Here is an 18495-nt window from a genome sequence, read left to right as displayed (position 1 = left end):
CCCCCTAAAACTTAATTGTTTTATTGTATTTCAATAATGCTTCTTTAGCAATTACCGGTTTACTTATTAAATAACCTTGAATATAATCACATCCAAGAATTTTTAATTTTTCTAATTCTTGCTTATTTTCAATACCTTCAGCAACAACTGTTAAACCTAATTCATGAGTTAATTGTATCATAGTTTTAACAATTGCTTCAGATTTAAGATCATCACTCATATCTTTAATAAACTGTTTATCAATCTTTATAACATCAATTGGCAAATCTTTTAAGTACTTAAGAGAACTATACCCTGTACCAAAATCATCTAAATGGATACTAAATCCAGCTTTCTTTAGGCTTTTTATTTTTTCAATAACTATATCAAATGTTTCTACTAAAATTGTTTCAGTAACTTCAATTGAAATTTGTGAAGGTTCAATCTCATTTTTTCTTGCTGCAAGGATGAGTTTATTAACAAACCCTTGTTCAATTATTTGCTTAGGTGATATGTTTATAGCGATATTAATATTTTTATTCTTATAATCCTTTAAGATTTCAAAAGTTTTTTCAATAACTATATCTCCAATTTTTACTATTAAATCACTCTCTTCGGCTAATGTTATATATTCTTCAGGTGATCTTTTTAAATATTTTGGATTATTCCATCTTAGTAGAGCTTCAAAAGATTTGATTCTTTTATCTCTTAAATCTAATTTAGGTTGAAGAAAGATAATGAATTCATCATTTACCAGTGCATTATTCAAATCTTTTAACATTATTTCACGATTAGTTAAAAATAATTTCAAGTTATCATCATAAGTAATAATATCGTATATTGATGATTTTTTAGCACGAGTCAATGTGATTAATAATGTATCATATATTTTTTCTCCATCACTTCCAACTACATAAGTAGAATGAACAATTCCGGTTTTATATTCAAGCATTACTGTTTCATTTTCATTCAAACTTATACTTTCATATTTCTTGATTCTTCTTGTAACCCATCTCTCATCAATATGTCCATCAATAACTAAAATAAAAGTATCAATTTTAACATGAAAAAGTTTTATACCTTCTTTTTTATTTTGATCAAAAATATCAGTTATTTTTTTAATAATTTTTACAGATGCTGAATAACCTTTAAATTGCATTATTTTGTTAAAATCTTTAATATCAACTATAACATAAGTAGATTCCTTATCATTTTTAGTATTATTAACATATTCAGTAAAGGCAAATAAATTACCAACACCACTTATCGAATTTGAATAAGCAAGCTTTTGATACTTTTCTAGTTGTTCGTTATATACTTCTCCAACTACTGAATATGTATTTTCTTTTCTAAAAATTTTAAAACTAAATCTTTTATTATTTAATCTAAAATAAATTTTGCTATTATCTTTTAAATCATTTGAATCTTTAATATTAAATTTATCTAATTCAAATATTGTTTCAAATTTTTTATCTTTTAAGAACTCATCTTTAAACATTGTATTAGTTCTTATTATTTTACCTTTTAAATTTAGAACAGCAATATAAAAGTAATCATATTTTGAAAATACTAATTGGTCTAATTTCTTCACTCGTTCATTAAAATTCTTTTTTAATATCAAATAGTATGTTACAACAATGAATATCATCAAAAACATAAATATGATAATTGCATAAACTAGATTTTGGTTTTGATTAATAAATACTCTTGAATTAGCTAATTGAAATAATATAAAACCGTTATCTATTTTCATGTAACTAATAAACATATCATTAGACTTAATACTTGAGTAACTATTTCTACTTAAATTATCATCTAACCATCTTACAGGTTTTATATTATTTTGAATCTTACCTTGATATTTATTATTTGTGCTATATTTTATTATTCCTTGTTGATCAATTATTAAATAGTCTATATTGCTATTATCGTTAAATAGATATTCATATTCATTTATTAGCTTCACTCCTAATTGATTTTCTTTATAGAAAACAACTTTTTTCAAAGAATCATCTGAATTACTTATTATTTTATCTAACGATGTAATTTGCCATTGTTTTAAAGTATCTACATCTATAATTAGATTTTGTTCTGTTAAATCAAAAATATTTTCATTTTTAAAGCCATTGTTTACAAATAACTCGTAATCTGTTTCAAAAGTCTTATTAAGTAGTGTTGCTACGCCATTATTATTATTTTGTGCCATTATTCTAGCATCTTCATTAATTGATTTTCTTATAAATATAAAAAAGAATAGTGTTAGTACTGTAATTAAAAGTAGTACATAAATATTTTGAATTATATTTTGATTAAATTTTTTCACTTTTAACACCTCTTTTTTGTTATTATATCATACTACAGCGCTATATATGATAATACTATTTCTTTAAAAATTCCACTAAAATAGTATTTTATGACTAAAAAAGAAAAGAATAGGAGTTTATCCTATTCATAAATTATAATATTTTTAATTGTTTTTGCTATTTTATAATCATCGTTTTTAACAAACATATTTCTTTTTATTACATATACATAATTTAAATTATCAAATCTTAATATAGAATTATTATTATTACTATTAACTAATAAATTGTTAATACTAAACTCAACTTTATATTCAACAAAGATCAAAAACATATCTTTTGATTTATATGATTCATAGGTCTCATTATTGATTGTAATCTTTGTAGGAATTGCTTCTTTTCTAAGCTTATTATATAACAAATAATTATTGTTTCTTGTAATAAAAAGATAATATTTTTCTTGTAAATCCTTGTAATAATTTGATCTTTTATATATTAATATTTCAACTGGACAAACTATTAGATAGACCACAAAAAAAACTGTGAAAATTGCAATAATAAAAGGACTTGCTAGTAAAAATAATATTAGCAACATTATTTTCTCGAAAATACTTTTCTTTTGCAAAAATTACACCCTCTTTTTTACTTATTTAATATATATGGATTACTTACTTTCTTTAGTTTCTTGTATAATATTTGATTATTAACATGGATTAAAGCAAACTGCTCTTCTCTTATATCTAAATGATTAAAAATATTGTTCATTGCAGTATTAAAATCAAACCCATTAGCTTCATTAGCCACTATACATACTAAGTGTGCATAAAAGTCATCTGTAATATTTTTTCTAACAATGAAAACTTCAGTTGCGAAATCTTGATTCTTAATATAATCAATAATTTCATTCAATTTTTCTTTTTCAAGTGTTGCAGGAAATAGTCTTGTTGATGGATTAATGTCGCCAATATTGTCGTATTCAGCAATATTAGAAATTATTTTATCTGTAAGTATATTTCTAAATTTTTCTAATTCTTCTTTTAATCCCATATTTAAACAAAACTCGCCAATTACATCTAATGAATCAACATAGTTACGATTAAGTTCTGCAGATTTATAAATATGCTCAATACCTTTTGGATTATAATAATAGTTTAAATAAATCATTCCGATTGCATTGTGCGCATGTGAACTAGTAGGATACTTTTCAATAAGCTTATTAAAAAAGTAAAAAGCTTTTTCGATTTCCATGACATGAAATAAAGCAAATCCGTATTCAAGTTGTTCTTGTAAATCATCAATCGGATTATCTTCATATTTTTTGATTGTTTCTATACGACTTAAATATGTATTTTCACGATATTCTTGATAATTATCTAATTCATTTTCATCTATTTGATTCATTTGATTAATTATCATAAATACTTCGTTATCATAATAACGATCATCAAAATCAATTTTAGGAGTATTTACACCAAAGAATTTCATTCTTGATGAAGTTATTGGATGACTTGGAATTCTTGATTCGATTTCGTTTTCAATTATAAACTCATAAATCTCTTTTCTTTTTGGAAAGTCGTTTATTAGTCCTTCTATAACATCTTTAAAATATGTTGGATTTGGAGTTTCTTCAATTGGTAAATAGAATTTATGTCCAAGTTCATTCATATAAAGTGATAAATATTTTAATTTAATAGTTGAAGTTATAAATTCATTGGCTAAATCATTATTTTTAACTATTCCATCTGCATAAATCTCAACTTGCTTACTTTGAATCATCTTGTTAACTCTAAAATTTACTAATAAAGCATTAAGAAGTCCATTAAAAAACATAAAACTAAACGCAGATAAACGAAAATCACCTTCATCCATATAAATCGTCTTAATAAATTTGTTTCTTTTATAATTTTTTTTATTATCCTTATTAAGAATGTGTGCTAATTCATGACATAAAACTGATTTTAATTCTTGTTGATCTAGTAATTCAAGCATTAAAACTCCTAATACAATATGATGTTTATCTCCATATGTAATTATTCTAGCACCAAGTGATGCATCACTATATAAATATACTTCTTCATTTATATTTAGTTCTTCTTTTATAGTTTCTAGCATATCATATAAAACTATATACTTTTCTTTATCTAAATATAAAGCTAGTAAATCAACTTTTTCGGTAGTGAATAATTGCGAAATAATTGATGATAACATGAAAATCCCTAAAATTACATAAACAAGGTAATCAAGTATATTGGATTCGCTTATTGCCAGAATTGCAACTGACGAAGCACCAAAAACAATCAAAGTTAAAGTTACTAGTACGTAATAACCTAGTGTAAAGAAATATAGTCTTGTTGTTTTTCTTTGTGTTTTTTCTCGGTTGTTTTTTAATTTTTCATTTTTTTCTTTAGCTTTTTCAAAAATTTTATTTAGTTTTTTTTGAGTATATTTAGCTTTTGTTATTGGATAACTTATACATCCAACTACGATAAAACATAATGTTATTAATCCCGAAGTAATCTGTGTTGTTTCTAAGTAGTTATACTTGATATTTCTTATTAAATATCCTAACAATACAATTACAACTACTGATATTATCATTGAAAAAATTGTTTTAGTTATTTTTGACATTTTATACCTAATTTCTAATCTTGTATTTTTTTACTTTTTTGTTTAATAATTTCTTTAGATCACTCGATTGTCCGTTTACCATTTCATCCATATTTAATGCATAAAAAACTGCTTTTGATACAAAAATGTATAAATAATTATTGGATTCAGAAATCTTATAAACTTCTTCATAATCAATAGTTATTGATCCAATATTGGTATTATTTTCGACTAGTTTGATTGTAAAGTTATCTTTTAAGAACTCATATTCGTAAAATGCATTATTTTTTATTAAATCGTTGTTTTTGACAATTTGATTTAATAAAATTTTTTCATAAAAAAACATAAAGAAAATACTAATTATAATTGCTACGCTAAAGATAATAATTGCTAATAGTTTATTATCACTATATAAGCTTATACTTAAAATTGTCATTGCTACAAACATTATAATTACATAAACTTTAATTTTATTTATATTTCTTTTATTAAATGATTTAAAAAAATCTTTTGTTATTCTAGTTTTATTAATCATTTTAACCCTTTACGATTAATTCCTTTAAGTTTTCATTAAACTTTTTTTCTCTTATCATTTCAATTTCATATTTGTATGGTGGAAATCCATCAACATATGGAGTTTCAAGAATTTTTGGAATACTAGTAAATTTTTCATGATAAATAATTTTAATTAACGCTTCAAATCCGATATATCCAAAACCAATATTCTCATGTCTATCTTTAGCAGCACCTATTGGATTCTTACTATCATTTACATGGACAACACTAATCTTGTTTATTCCAACTTTATCATCAAATTCTTTAATAACTTCTTCGAAATTATTTTTAACATCGTAACCAGCATCATGAACATGGCATGTATCAAAACAAACAGATACGCGTTCTTTATTTTCAATCAAATTGATTATTTCTTTTAATTCGTCAAATGTTTTACCAACTTCATTACCTTTACCTGCCATTGTTTCAAGAGCAATTCTAACCTTTAATTCTTTTGTGTTATTAATTACTCTATTAACACCTTCAGCAATCCAAACAATTGCTTGTCTTCTATCTCCACCAACAGCACTACCAGGATGTAGGACAATTTGACTAACATGCATTGCACTAGTTCTTTCAACTTCTTTTGTTAAGAATTCAACAGCAAAATCACGTTTTTCGCTATCTGGATTTGCTAAGTTAATAATATATGGAGCATGAACAACAACATTGTCAAATGACAAATTACTTTCATTCATTAAGCTTACTGCTTCATCAATTTTTAAATCTTCTAATTTTTTTCTTATTGTATTTTGTGGAGCACCGGTATATACCATAAATGCAGTTTCATTAAATGATAATGCTTCATTCACTGATCCTTCATACATTTCAGTTCCTTTCATTGAAACATGACTACCTATTTTTAGCATAATTTTTTCTCCTAACTTCTCTTTTTGCACTTTTGACTATATCGCCATTCTTTTTACGATAGTTTGGTTTAACTTTCTTAGGTTTTGGAATTCTTTTCATAGCATTTAATTCATCATTAGTAATTTTATTTTTAGGTTCTTTACTAAGAATAATCATTTCACTACTACTTATACGATATTCATTAAATTTAAATCCCATTTCTTCAAGTCTTTTAACTTTATTTCGATCATTATTATCAACAATAGTTATAACAATTCCCTCTTTTTCCATTCTTCCTGTTCTACCACTACGGTGTTTAAAGAATTCCAGTTTATAAGGTAAGTCATAGTTTATAACATGACTAACATCAAAATCTAATCCGCGTGCTGCAAGATCACTAGCAACAACGTATTGATATTTTAAATCAATAATATCATTTATTACTCTTTTTCTTTGATGCTGATTAAGACTTGAAGATAATTGTGTAACACTAAGTCCTTTATCTAATAACAAATCAAAGATTTTTGTTTGATCTTCTTTTTTACTAACAAAAATTATTGCTAAATACGGATTTAGAACTCTAAGCAAATCATTTAATGTATCAATTCGGTTATCAAGGCTTGCTTTGACCAGTCGATGTTCAATTTTAAGTTTATGATCTTTTGATGTGTCAATTAAATCATATACACCAAAATATTTTTTTATGAACATATGCATATTTTCAGTAATTGTCGCTGAAAATAACAAAAATTTAGCAGTTGATACTCTGCCAATTATTAAATCAATTTGTTTCAAAAATGATTCATCAAACATCATGTCAGCTTCATCTAAAACAAAGTATTTTGAAGTATTAATCTTAAGTCCATTATTACTTAAATCAATTAAACGTTCAGGAGTTGAAATGACTAACTGTGGCTGATATTTATCTAACCATGCAATTTCTCTTCCTTTATCAATTTTTGAATCATATGATTTTATTTTAATGTTTTCACTTAACGGCTCAACCATACGTTTAACTTGATTAACAAGTTCATTTGTAGGAACAATTATGATTGCTTGAACTTCATCTTTTGTAACATCAATGTTACCTATCAAAGGTATTAGATAAGCATGAGTTTTACCTGTACCAGTTGGTGCTACTCCAACTAAGTTTCTTTTGTTATTAAAATTATTAATTATTTCTGTTTGAATTGGAGTTAGTTTAGCAAACCCCATTTTTTCTATTTCATTTATATATTTCATATATATCACCATAAATATTATAACATGATTATTCTTCTAATAGCTTTTGATATGTAAAAAGATTATAATCTTCCCTATAATCATATTTAGTTATTATTGTTCCTAATCCAACTCCAATTAGTCGTATCGCATCACCATGATAATTGTCAAAGAATAACTCTTCCATAATTGTTTCAAATGATTCATATTCATTTGTATAATCTGTTAATGACTTGCTACGCGTAATTGTCTCAAAGTTACTATTTCTTATTTTAATTGTTACTGTTTTTGCTAATAGTTTATATTTTGTTAATCTTCTATATACGGTATCAAATAAATTTTTCAACTCTTGCAAAAGAACATCTTGATTATCAAGATAATAATTAAAGGTTGTTTCATTACTAATTGATTTAGGAATATTATATTTATCAGGATCTATTATATCTGTACTGTAACCTAAAATATGATTAATGAAACTATCATAAGATTCTTTAGTTATTACTTCAAGAATTTTTTCTTTATTCTCTTTTTTAGTGAAATCACCAATCGTTAAAATACCTTTTTTCTCAATCACTGGATATGTTTTTTTTCCCATACCAAATAGTTCTTTAATTGGTAACGGAAAAATCTTTTTAACAATATCTTTTCTTCTCACAACCGTAATCCCTAATGGCTTTTTCATATCCGATGCTGTTTTAGCAAGAAAAAGCGTTGGAGCTATTCCAATTGAACATGGAAGATTATACTCTTTATTTAGTTTTGTTTGAATTTCTTTTGCAAGTTCTAAAGGATGTTTTGTCTTTGATGCTTCTGTCATATCAAGATAAGCTTCATCAATTGAACCTTTAAGAACCTTATCACTATATGTTGTTAGAACTTCAAAAAAAATATTTGAATATTTTATATATTCAGGAAAATTTACTGGAACAACAAGGAGTTTAGGATAAATTCTCATTGCATCACTTATTGGCATTGCAGATCTAATTCCTAGTTTTCTAGCTTTATATGAAGCAGTTGAAATTACACCTTTTGAAGACATTGCAGATCCACCAACAACAAACACCTTATTTTTTAAATAAGGTTCATTAATCATTGATACAGTTGCAAAAAAAGCATTCAAATCGATGTGGAATATAATTTTAACTTCCTTTTTCATATAATCTCCTTTAATTTATTGTTGTTTTATGTTAAAATACCTTATGAATATAATACTTGAGGTGATTTTAATGTCTACAAAATCTGTAAAAGATAACAAAAGTAAGAAAACTGATTTAGATAAAAAAGAATATAAAAACCCTGTTGAAACTAAATGGGGGAAAATTACTATTTGGATTTTATTATTCGGTATGATTGGAATAGTAATTATAAGTGCTGTATGGGTAATTGTACAAGCAATAATAGGTAATTAAAGTAAAGTGAAAAAGGCTAATAGCCTTTTTATTTTTTTAATAACATCTTTGCTTGTTCAACAGCAAAATGACTTAACGATTCATCTGAAAGCATTAAAGCAATCATTTCAACACGTTCTTCGTAATTAAGCTTTTTAATACTTGTTACCATTCGTTTATTAACTAGTTCTTTTGAAATACCATAATGAGTATTAGCTCTAGCGGCAACTTGTGGCAAGTGTGTAATAACAATCAATTCAATATCATTACTTAGTGATGACATTTTAGTAGCAACTTTCGCAGCTGTTTTACCACTAATTCCAATATCAATCTCATCAAGAACTAACAGACTAAGATTATTTTGTTTAGCATAAATTGTTTTTAATGCAAACATAAATCTAGCTCGTTCACCGCCACTTGCAACTCTAGATAATGGTTTTATCGGTTCACCTTCATTTAGTGAAATTAAAAACTCAATATTATCTATTCCGTTTTCAAGTAAAATTTTATCTTCTTTTTCATGTGTTTTAAATTCAACTTTAAACTCTGATTTATCAAGATCCAAATCTTTTAACTCTTTAATTAATTCTTTTTCAAGATTAAGTGCTAATTTTTTTCTTAAGTCACTTAATTTTTTAGCTTCATCATATGCATCACTAAATAACTTATCAACTTTTATTTGATATTTTTCAATATAATCATCATAATTATCAATTAATGAAATCTTTTCAGATATTTCATCTTGGTATATTATTAGTTCTTCAATTGTTTTTTTATATTTATCTTCTAATTTTTGAAGTTCATATAATCTTTCTTGCATAAAATTAAACTCATTTTCATTAAAATCAAGTTCACCAAGTTTATCATTAATTGTTGATTTAACTTCATCAATTTCATAATAAACATTTAAAAGTTTTTCACTTGATGTTAAATAGTCATTATCAAAATCAGAAATTTTTTCAATTAGTTTAGCAGCTTTATATATTTCATCAACTTTAATTTCTTCATGTAGTAGATAATCAGCCTCTTTTAAGCTAACTAAAATTTTATCAAAGTGTTTTAATTTCTCAACTTTTAATTCTAATTCTTCTTTTTCATTTTTTTCTAATTTAAACGTTTTTAATTCTTTTAACTGATATTCTAAAAATTCTTTTTGCTCAATATCAGCATTTTTCTTTTGTTTTAGATTTTCTAAATGTTTTTTAGCATCCAAATAATTACTTCTTAAAACTAAATACTTATGTAACCCTTTATTAATCAAATCAATATTTGTTAAATCAATAAAACTTAAATACTCATTTGGATCTAATAAAACAAGCGTATCATTTTGACTATGAATACTACCAATTTTTTCAGTTAAAGTTTTTAGAAACTGCAAAGTAACCGTATTACCGTTTAATGTTATTTTATGACGTCCCTTAGAATCAATTTCTCTCGTTATTTCAATTATTTCAGGAAGTTCGAATTGTTCTTGAAGATCTTTTTTTAATTTAAAAAAACCTGAAACAATTGCCTTTTCTTTACCATGTCTAATCATTTCTTGATCAGATCTTTTAGCAAATAAAAGATGTAATGATTCAAGTATTATTGATTTACCAGCACCTGTTTCACCAGTTAGGACTGTTAAACCTTCTTCAAAGTTAATTTCAATATCTTCAATTAAAGCAAAATCTCTAACTTTTAATATTTGAATCATTATTGATTATTTACTTCCTTGACAATAATTTCTTCTGCTTCTTTTAACATTTGATGAGATTTTTTAGCTAATTCCATTCCTCTTTTATATTTTTTAACAGCGTCATCTAAGGAAATATCTTTACTTTCCAACTCTTTTACAACAGTTTCTAATTCTTTCATTATTTCTTCGAATGTTTTGTTTTCCATTTTATTTTACTCCTTTATTAATTACTTTTGCATATGCTCTACCATCATGAAAATCAATTTCTAAATCATCATTGATATTAACATCTTTAACACTAGATAAAATATTACCATTATTATTTTTAATTATTGTAAATCCACGTTTCATTATATTTAATGGGTTAACTTTATTAAGCATATCAATATTATAATTTAGTCTTTGACTTTGAACACTAACTACATTAACATAACTGGTTTTTAATTCTTTTAAAACATTTATCATATTCTTTTGATTACTCTCAATTATATAATTATAGTTTTTATTCATAATTACTTTTAACTGTTCAATTTCTTTATAACTATTTGTTAATTTTGTCTGTGGGGATAAATTATTAATCTTTAATATAATATTTTTAAGATTATTTGATAGCATATTAATCTTTTGACTAAAATAGTTTTTTAATAATAATTCACTATTCAATAGTTTTTCATGATAATTTGAAAGTTTTTTAATAGGACTTGATGTTTCAATTCTTTCAATCAAATGCATTAAATTGGTTTCATTACCTCTAATTAAATTATTTAGTTTATATGTTAGATTGTTTGTTGATTCATTTATATATTTAATAAGTTCAAATTTATCTGGAGTTGCAAGTTCTGCAGCTGCAGTTGGTGTTGGAGCACGAAGATCAGATACTAAATCAGATAATGTATCATCTGTTTCATGTCCAATTGCTGAGATTACAGGTATCTTAGAATTATAAATTGCTGAGATTGCTGGTAATTCATTAAATCCCCATAAGTCTTCCATTGATCCACCACCTCGGCCAACAATTAAAACATCACAAATATTATCATTATTAGCTTTTTCAATTTGCTCAGCAACACTTTTACTTGCTCCTGGTCCTTGAACTAAGGCAGGATATAAAATGATGTTTGTTAAACGATATCTTCTATTAACTGTATTTGTAATATCTTCAATAACTGCACCAGTTGGTGATGTTACTACTCCAATATTTTTTGGATATCTTGGGAAAGTTCTTTTTGGTTTATCAAACCAACCAAGATTTTTAAGTTTTTCTTTTAATTCCAAATATTTTAAATATAATTCCCCAGCTCCATCTATTTGCATTTTTGAAACATTGACACTATATGAACCTTGTGGAGCATATAAACTAATACTTCCTGTGATTGTAACTTTATCTCCATCTTTAGGTGCAAAGTTTAATTTATCAGCATAGTTAGAAAACATGATTGCTTTTATAGATGCATTTTCATCCTTTAAAGCAAAATACAAATGTCCAGTTCTGTGTCTAGTGAAATTTGAAATTTCACCTTTTAACACAAATCCTTGAAACATTCGTTGTCCTTCTAATAAGTTTTTAATTGTATAAGTTAATTGACTTACTGTCAAAGTTTGATTTTGCAAAAAATCATCCCCTTAAACTTTTGTTAATATTATCGATTACTTTGTTATTAAATTTATGTTGCTTTTCATCATCTAAATCACTATATTTTTTAGTTAATTTAATTGCTTCATTAATTATTACCGCTGGTGCAACATCACTAAATTTAAGTTCATAAGTTGCTAGTCTAATAATTGCTCTATCAATATAAGATAATCTATCAATACTATAGTTAAATAAATTTGCAGAAATAATATCATCAATTTCGTTTAACTTATTATTAATATCATTAAAAGCTTCATATGTTTCTAAATCTTCAATTTCTAAATCTTCTAATGATAATAAATCTTTTTGATATAAATAATTAATTAAATCTTCACGCATATTTTTTAGGTTTTTTTCCATCATAACACCTCATTATTTATTTTAACATATTTAGCATTAAATTACTTCTTTAACTTATCTAAAAAAGAAAAAAGACTTTGAATTTTTATTCAAAGTCCCAATAAATTCTCTTTTATGCTGTTACAACAATTTCCCAGCCATCATCTAGCATTTTCTTTAAATTACTATCATAACGAAAGAACTGGAATGGCGTAACTTTTGCAGCATATGCTACTCTCAATCTTTCATCACCATATTCACCATCTTCAGCAATCATTTCATCATAAACATCTTTTCTTGGTGAACTATAACCAACATAACTACTATTATCAAATGCAGCTTCATATGAAGTCATATATTTTATAAATTCTTTTGCAAGTTCTTTATTTGTAGCATTCTTTGGAATAACAAATCCATCAGCCCAAACATTTGTATTTGCTGGTGCATAAAAACTGTAATTTTCATTTTCACTCATAATATATGCCGCATCACCTGAATATGTAATAACTGCATCATATTTAGTACCTCTTAACATAGTAGTCAAAATTTGATCTGACAAGATACTTGTTTTTGGTCCTTTAGCATTTATTAACCATTGCGTTGCATTATCAATATCAGTTTTTGTTGCATCTTTTAATAAGACATCATTAACATTTAATGCAACCATATATGCATCACGTGATGATTCATAGATGATTGTTTCTAAATTTTGATCACCAATTACGCCAAATCCTTCAGTTTTAACTCTTTCTGTTAAGCCTGTAATATTGTGGTTATATAAAACTCCAACATTACCCCAAAAATATGGAATCGCATATTTTGAGAAGTTAAAACCTTCGTCATTCAATTGATTTAGGAAAGCTTCTAAACCAGGTGCATTTTCAAACCCTTCACCTAAATATTCTGAAGTATTGAGTTCTTCAAGAAGTCCTTGTGCTGCTAATTCCTCAATTGCATAATCACTTGGTATTACAACATCATAACTATTTGATTTAACTTGACCAAGTGCAACTTCATTTGAATCAAAATTTATTATTCTAACTCTTACATTATTTTCTTTTTCAAATTTCTTTATTACAGACATATCTATATACTCATTTGGTAAATATATAATGAGTCTTGGCTTGTTGCTACAAGCAACTAAAACTAATGCTGTTGTTACAACAACAATTAAAGATAATATTTTTTTCATTTAGTTTTCCTCTCTTCTTTTTCCTGATTTTACATAATCAAAAACAATTTTTATACCAATAACAATCATAATAATTGTTGATAAAGCGTTAACCGTTGGTTCTATACCTCTCTTTAAGGTATATAAATATATGGAGATATTTTTCACCATTGTTCCCGATGAAAAATACGAAATAACAAAATCATCAAATGACATTGTAAATGCAATTGCCGCACCTGCTATAATTGCCACTTTAATTTGAGGCAAAATAACTTTGAATAATGCTTGTCTTGGAGTAGCTCCTAAATCATATGCTGCACTTACTAAATCATTATCCAAACTCTTGACTTTTGGATAGACAGCTAAGATTACATATGGCGTACTAAAGGCAATATGTGCAAGAATCATCGTTGATAAACCTTTTTGAATTGAAAAGGCTCCAAAGAACACAAAGAAAGCAATTGCTGTTACAATTTCAGGACTTAGAATTGGAATGTTACTTAATCCTAAAACTGTTTCTCTAAAAACTTTTTTTCCTTTTGCAAGTGCAATAGATGCTAATGTTCCAATAATCGTTGAGATAACTGTTGAAATGATTGCGATCATTATTGTATTAACAACAGCTTCCATAATATCCCGATCTTGGAATAATTTAGCATACCAATCAAAAGTAAATCCAGTCCATACTGTTAGTGATCTACTACTATTAAATGAGAATATTATCATCGAAATTATTGGAATATAACAAAAAGTGAAATAAATTTCACTCGGGGCGATTACTAATCGCCTCTTTTATTTTCATATCTTATTATTTATAATATAGCTATGGATACTAATGTTTATGTTAAAAATCTTTATAAAGATTTACTAGCCACTGCTGCTAAAAATGGTAATACTGTTTATGAGAATGAATTAACGAGACTTTCTAATCTTGAGCATGTTCGTTCCCTAAACTCTAATCACGTCTCTATAAAGGAGATTTTTCGCGCTTTTTGGCCTTCTTTTAAATTACTTCATCAAGATAAACTTCGTTCTTCTATTATTAAAAATGTTGAATCTATGATTGATTGTAGAAATTTATCTAAGGGCTATCTTTTCTATGAGTGCTCTAAATGTGATCATTATCATTTATCTGGTTTATCTTGTCATTCTAGATTTTGTTCCTCTTGTGGCCATAAATATCGTGATTCTCGCTCTTTGGAAATTCAAAAGAAACTTATTTCTGTTCCTCATCGTCATTTTGTTTTTTCTCTTCCCTTTGATTTAAGACCTTTCTTTTGGAAGTGTCGACCTTTATTTGATTGTTTATTTAAATCTGTTAATGATTCTCTTCATTTTTCTTTAGATCTTTCTAAAAAAGATCTAGCAGATGATGCTAGGCTTGGCTTCGTTGCTTTCCTTCATACTTCGGGCCGTAGTTTAAATCTTCATCCTCATATTCATGTTTTAATTGCTGAAGCTACTATTGATAAGTTTAACAAGAAAAAAGATCTTTATTTTTTTCCTTTCGAACGTCTCAGAAAGACTTTTATGTTCAAATTCTTATCCTTAGCTTCTAAAGTTCTCAAAGCTTTTGGTAATCATTCTCTTTATCGTGAATTTAACATCTTAAGGTCTAAAATTATCAAAAAATATAAAGACGGTTTTTATACTTACGGTCCTAGGATTAAAGAGTTTACTAAATTTTATAACACTAAAAAAATTGCTAATTATATTGCTAGATATGCTTCTCATCCTCCTATTGCTGAATCCAATATTTTATCTCTTGATTCTACTAATAGCACTGTCTCTTGGCGTTATACTCCTCACGATGATCCTAATAATCCTGTCGTTATTACTGAACATCCTCATATCTTTATTTCTAGACTAATTAGACATATCCATGATGAGGGTTTTCATCAAATTCGTTACTATGGTTTTTATGCTAATAAATCTGCTCGTGCTAACTCTTTTACTAAATTAGTTTCTAAATCTTCTATTGATTACTTAAAATCTAGATTAAAATGGCGTATAATGTTGCTAGATACTTTTAAGTTTGATCCCCTTCTTTGTAGCTGTGGTGCCAAGATGGTTTTAAATATCAAACTTTCATTTCTACCAAATAATAATAAAGGAGCTTATATTTCTGATGCCTAAACTTTTTAAAACTTATAAACCTATTTTGTCTAATTCACAAAAGAAGAATCTTTATCGTGAATATGAATTAGGTATTGCTGAGGGTTTTATCCCTGGTCCTAAGTTATCTTTTGATAACTATTTTAAAAATTCTGATTTGTTTGATATGATTGAAATGAAATGTCTTGATTGTCACTTTGAATTAAATTTAAGTTATGAACATTTTTCTATGGATGTTCTTCATAATGAGGCTGCTTTCCCTTTAGATTTCTGTCCTGAATGTGGTAAGTTGCAGTTTGTTCCTAAAGATGTTTTTAAAAAATTAATTCCTTTTAACGTTTTAAAATAAACTAAGATATATTATACTTTGTAATAAACTTCTAATATGGAGTTTTTTTAAGTATATCCTTTTTTGATTAGACCAAATACAATTTCCTATTCAAAAATAAAAGCAATTATAATTCCAAAATAGATGCTTCTTAAGCGATTGTTAGATTTCTTCACGAGATAGCACCTCATCATACTTATCAACTTTCTTTAATAAAAACACGAAAGTCATTAAGATTAATCCTAAAATAATTGAAATTGCTGCTGCATATCCATACTCGTGTTTAGTTAATACTGCATTTTCAATTAAATTCCCAATCATAGTTCTTTTCCCATCACCTAAATATTTAGGTATAACAAGTGTTGTTGCTGCTGGTAAAAATACCATCATACATCCAGATATTACTCCTGATAATGATAATGGAATAACTACTTTAACCATTGTTTTAAAGTTGCTTGCTCCTAAATCTGCCGAAGATTCTAAAAGACTTGGATCAAGTTTTGCAAGTACTGTATATATTGGTAAAACCATAAATGGTAAAAACATATAAACATTTCCTAAAACTATTATAAAGTCAGTTCCTAGTAAACTAGGCATTAATAAATCTACTACTTGCTTTATCGCATTTGCTCTAAGTAACATATTAATCCACATTGGCGATGTAACTAAAGCAATCATTAGTATTTGCTTTCTATTAGATAATTTTGTAATAAAATATGCTAACGGATAACCAATAAGTAATGTAAATATTGTACTAAGAGCTGCTAAATATAGTGACTCTAACATTGTATTAATAAACAAAGGTTCTGTTATAAATCTCTTAAAGTTTAGAATTGAAAAAGTAATTTCATATGTTCCATCACTTGTTGAATTAAAAGCATATAAAACCATTATTAAGAATGGTAATACAATTAATAATGTTAAAACAATGTAATATGGAACACCTAACAATGCCATTGGACGTTTATTCTTAATCTTTTTAATTCCTCTAAAACTAATATCTTTACTAAATTTAGACATTACCATTCCTCCATTACATGAATATCTTCAGGATTGAAAGTAATATCTACACTACTTCCTCCCTTATGATAATCGGTTGTATGGATTGTATATGTCCTGTCTTTAGTAATAACGTCTATTTCATAGTGAACACCTTTAAATGCCACACTATCAACTACACCTGATAATAACCCTTTTCCTGATTCAACAATATCAATATCTTCTGGTCTTATAACTATATCAACTTTTTCATTTTTAGCGAAACCTTTGTCCACACAAACATAATCAACGCCATCAAAGTTCACAAGTAAATCATCTTTCATAATTCCTGGAATAATATTGGATTCACCAATAAACTTGGCAACAAAAGTATTTGCAGGCTCATTATAAATATCTTCTGGTGTTCCAATTTGTTGAATTTCACCATTGTTCATAACAACAATCTTATCACTCATCGTTAGAGCTTCTTCTTGGTCATGAGTAACAAAGATAAATGTAATTCCCGCACTTCTTTGTAATTCTTTTAGTTCGTATTGCATTTCTTGACGAAGTTTTAAGTCAAGCGCTGCAAGTGGTTCATCTAATAATAAAACCTTAGGTTCGTTAATTAATGCTCTTGCTATTGCAACTCTTTGTTGTTGTCCACCAGATAGTTTTGCTACTGATCTTGTTTCATAACCTTCTAATCCAACCATCTTAAGGTATTTAGTAACTTTGTTTTCAACTAATTGTTCAAAATCTTTTTTATTAAGAAATGTTTGTTTAATATGATGTATTTTTTCATCACGTATATTTTTTAATTCTTCGATTTTTTCAATCATTGTTTGATTAATATTCTCTTCCTTTTCTTTCAAATCAGAAGTTTCTAATCCTAAAGCTTTTAATTCTAGTTTTTCTTGTTTAATATCTTTTTTTATTTTTTTTAGTTCATCTTGAAATTCTTTTTTTATTTGAGCGATTTCTTTATTTTGGTTAATATTTGCGCCCTTAACTCTTAATCCAAAAGCAACATTCTCATAAACATCTAAATGTGGAAATAATGCATATCTTTGGAAAACAGTATTTGTTGGCCTTTTATGTGCAGGAACATTTGCGATATTTTTTCCATCAAAAATAACATCACCAGCACTTGCTTCAGTAAAACCACCAATTATTCTTAATGTTGTTGTTTTACCACAGCCAGATGGGCCAAGTAAAGTAACGAATTCATTTTGTTCAATAACTAAATCAATTCCTCTTAAAACAACTTGACCATTAAATTCTTTTGTAACATCCTTTAATTCAATTAAAGCTGCCATAGTTTCCTCCTTATTCTTGTTTACTCACAGTA

The 18495-nt window shown here is 26.2% G+C and carries 18 protein-coding genes; 3 read left to right on the top strand and 15 right to left on the bottom strand.

Annotated features, from left to right (window positions below; all coding sequences use genetic code 11):
- Window positions 1–4 precede the first annotated feature (4 nt).
- From EXC62_RS04895 to dinB, 7 genes are all read right to left on the bottom strand, one after another.
- Window positions 5–2302, bottom strand: a complete 2298-nt coding sequence (locus tag EXC62_RS04895; protein ID WP_052590017.1) for an EAL domain-containing protein — start codon at window positions 2300–2302, stop codon at window positions 5–7.
- Window positions 2303–2424: 122 nt separating this feature from the next.
- Window positions 2425–2877: a hypothetical protein gene (locus tag EXC62_RS04890; protein WP_129747506.1), complete on the bottom strand. Its 453-nt coding sequence runs from the start codon at window positions 2875–2877 to the stop codon at window positions 2425–2427.
- A 47-nt stretch (window positions 2878–2924) separates the two neighbouring features.
- Window positions 2925–4910, bottom strand: coding sequence for a M48 family metalloprotease (locus tag EXC62_RS04885; RefSeq protein ID WP_026390958.1), 1986 nt, complete (start codon window positions 4908–4910; stop codon window positions 2925–2927).
- Window positions 4911–4917: 7 nt separating this feature from the next.
- The gene (locus tag EXC62_RS04880) at window positions 4918–5424 is read right to left on the bottom strand and encodes a YcxB family protein (RefSeq protein WP_026390957.1); all 507 of its coding nucleotides are present in this window, start codon (window positions 5422–5424) and stop codon (window positions 4918–4920) included.
- Window position 5425: 1 nt separating this feature from the next.
- Entirely contained in the window at window positions 5426–6313 is an 888-nt protein-coding gene (locus EXC62_RS04875) for a deoxyribonuclease IV (protein ID WP_026390956.1), read from the bottom strand.
- Window positions 6297–7535 (bottom strand): DEAD/DEAH box helicase, encoded by a 1239-nt coding sequence (locus EXC62_RS04870; protein ID WP_052590015.1) that lies wholly within the window; start codon window positions 7533–7535, stop codon window positions 6297–6299. Before EXC62_RS04870 ends, EXC62_RS04875 begins: the two co-directional genes overlap by 17 nt.
- Before the next feature lie 28 nt (window positions 7536–7563).
- Entirely contained in the window at window positions 7564–8670 is a 1107-nt protein-coding gene (gene dinB / locus EXC62_RS04865) for a DNA polymerase IV (RefSeq protein WP_052590013.1), read from the bottom strand.
- Between the two features lie 70 nt (window positions 8671–8740).
- Between dinB and EXC62_RS04860 the strand changes: the two genes are divergently transcribed.
- On the top strand, window positions 8741–8923 hold the full coding sequence (locus EXC62_RS04860; RefSeq protein ID WP_026390955.1) for a hypothetical protein: 183 nt from the start codon (window positions 8741–8743) through the stop codon (window positions 8921–8923).
- Window positions 8924–8951: 28 nt separating this feature from the next.
- Here the strand turns inward: EXC62_RS04860 and recN are convergent, their stop codons facing one another.
- The 6 genes from recN to EXC62_RS04830 all read right to left on the bottom strand — a co-directional run bounded on the left by recN (window position 8952) and on the right by EXC62_RS04830 (window position 14449).
- Complete coding sequence (gene recN, locus EXC62_RS04855; protein WP_026390954.1) at window positions 8952–10598, bottom strand: DNA repair protein RecN; 1647 nt, start codon at window positions 10596–10598, stop codon at window positions 8952–8954.
- Complete coding sequence (gene xseB / locus EXC62_RS04850; RefSeq protein ID WP_026390953.1) at window positions 10598–10786, bottom strand: exodeoxyribonuclease VII small subunit; 189 nt, start codon at window positions 10784–10786, stop codon at window positions 10598–10600. Before xseB ends, recN begins: the two co-directional genes overlap by 1 nt.
- 1 nt (window position 10787) lies before the next feature.
- The gene (xseA, locus tag EXC62_RS04845; RefSeq protein WP_052590011.1) at window positions 10788–12191 is read right to left on the bottom strand and encodes an exodeoxyribonuclease VII large subunit; all 1404 of its coding nucleotides are present in this window, start codon (window positions 12189–12191) and stop codon (window positions 10788–10790) included.
- Between the two features lie 4 nt (window positions 12192–12195).
- On the bottom strand, window positions 12196–12573 hold the full coding sequence (locus EXC62_RS04840) for a transcription antitermination factor NusB (protein WP_162140291.1): 378 nt from the start codon (window positions 12571–12573) through the stop codon (window positions 12196–12198).
- Between the two features lie 112 nt (window positions 12574–12685).
- Window positions 12686–13744, bottom strand: coding sequence for an extracellular solute-binding protein (locus EXC62_RS04835; RefSeq protein WP_026390952.1), 1059 nt, complete (start codon window positions 13742–13744; stop codon window positions 12686–12688).
- A complete protein-coding gene (locus EXC62_RS04830) occupies window positions 13745–14449 on the bottom strand; it encodes an ABC transporter permease (protein ID WP_084156719.1) in 705 nt (234 codons plus the stop codon).
- 99 nt (window positions 14450–14548) lie between these two features.
- Here EXC62_RS04830 and EXC62_RS04825 point away from each other — a divergent pair, with 99 nt between their 5' ends.
- Both EXC62_RS04825 and EXC62_RS04820 read left to right on the top strand, forming a co-directional pair.
- Entirely contained in the window at window positions 14549–15859 is a 1311-nt protein-coding gene (locus tag EXC62_RS04825; RefSeq protein WP_129747419.1) for an IS91 family transposase, read from the top strand.
- Entirely contained in the window at window positions 15852–16187 is a 336-nt protein-coding gene (locus tag EXC62_RS04820) for a hypothetical protein (protein ID WP_026391052.1), read from the top strand. Before EXC62_RS04825 ends, EXC62_RS04820 begins: the two co-directional genes overlap by 8 nt.
- 141 nt (window positions 16188–16328) lie before the next feature.
- On the opposite strand, the gene EXC62_RS04815 is transcribed toward EXC62_RS04820, so the two are convergent.
- Window positions 16329–17186, bottom strand: a complete 858-nt coding sequence (locus EXC62_RS04815; protein WP_162140248.1) for an ABC transporter permease — start codon at window positions 17184–17186, stop codon at window positions 16329–16331.
- A complete protein-coding gene (locus EXC62_RS04810; protein WP_026390708.1) occupies window positions 17186–18463 on the bottom strand; it encodes an ABC transporter ATP-binding protein in 1278 nt (425 codons plus the stop codon). Before EXC62_RS04810 ends, EXC62_RS04815 begins: the two co-directional genes overlap by 1 nt.
- Window positions 18464–18495: the final 32 nt, after the last annotated feature.

Origin of the sequence: Haploplasma axanthum (assembly GCF_900660745.1) — a bacterium.
GTDB lineage: Bacteria > Bacillota_I > Bacilli_A > Acholeplasmatales > Acholeplasmataceae > Haploplasma > Haploplasma axanthum.
Note: the sequence above shows the minus strand (reverse complement) of the source record. Positions and strands in the feature narration are given on the sequence as shown.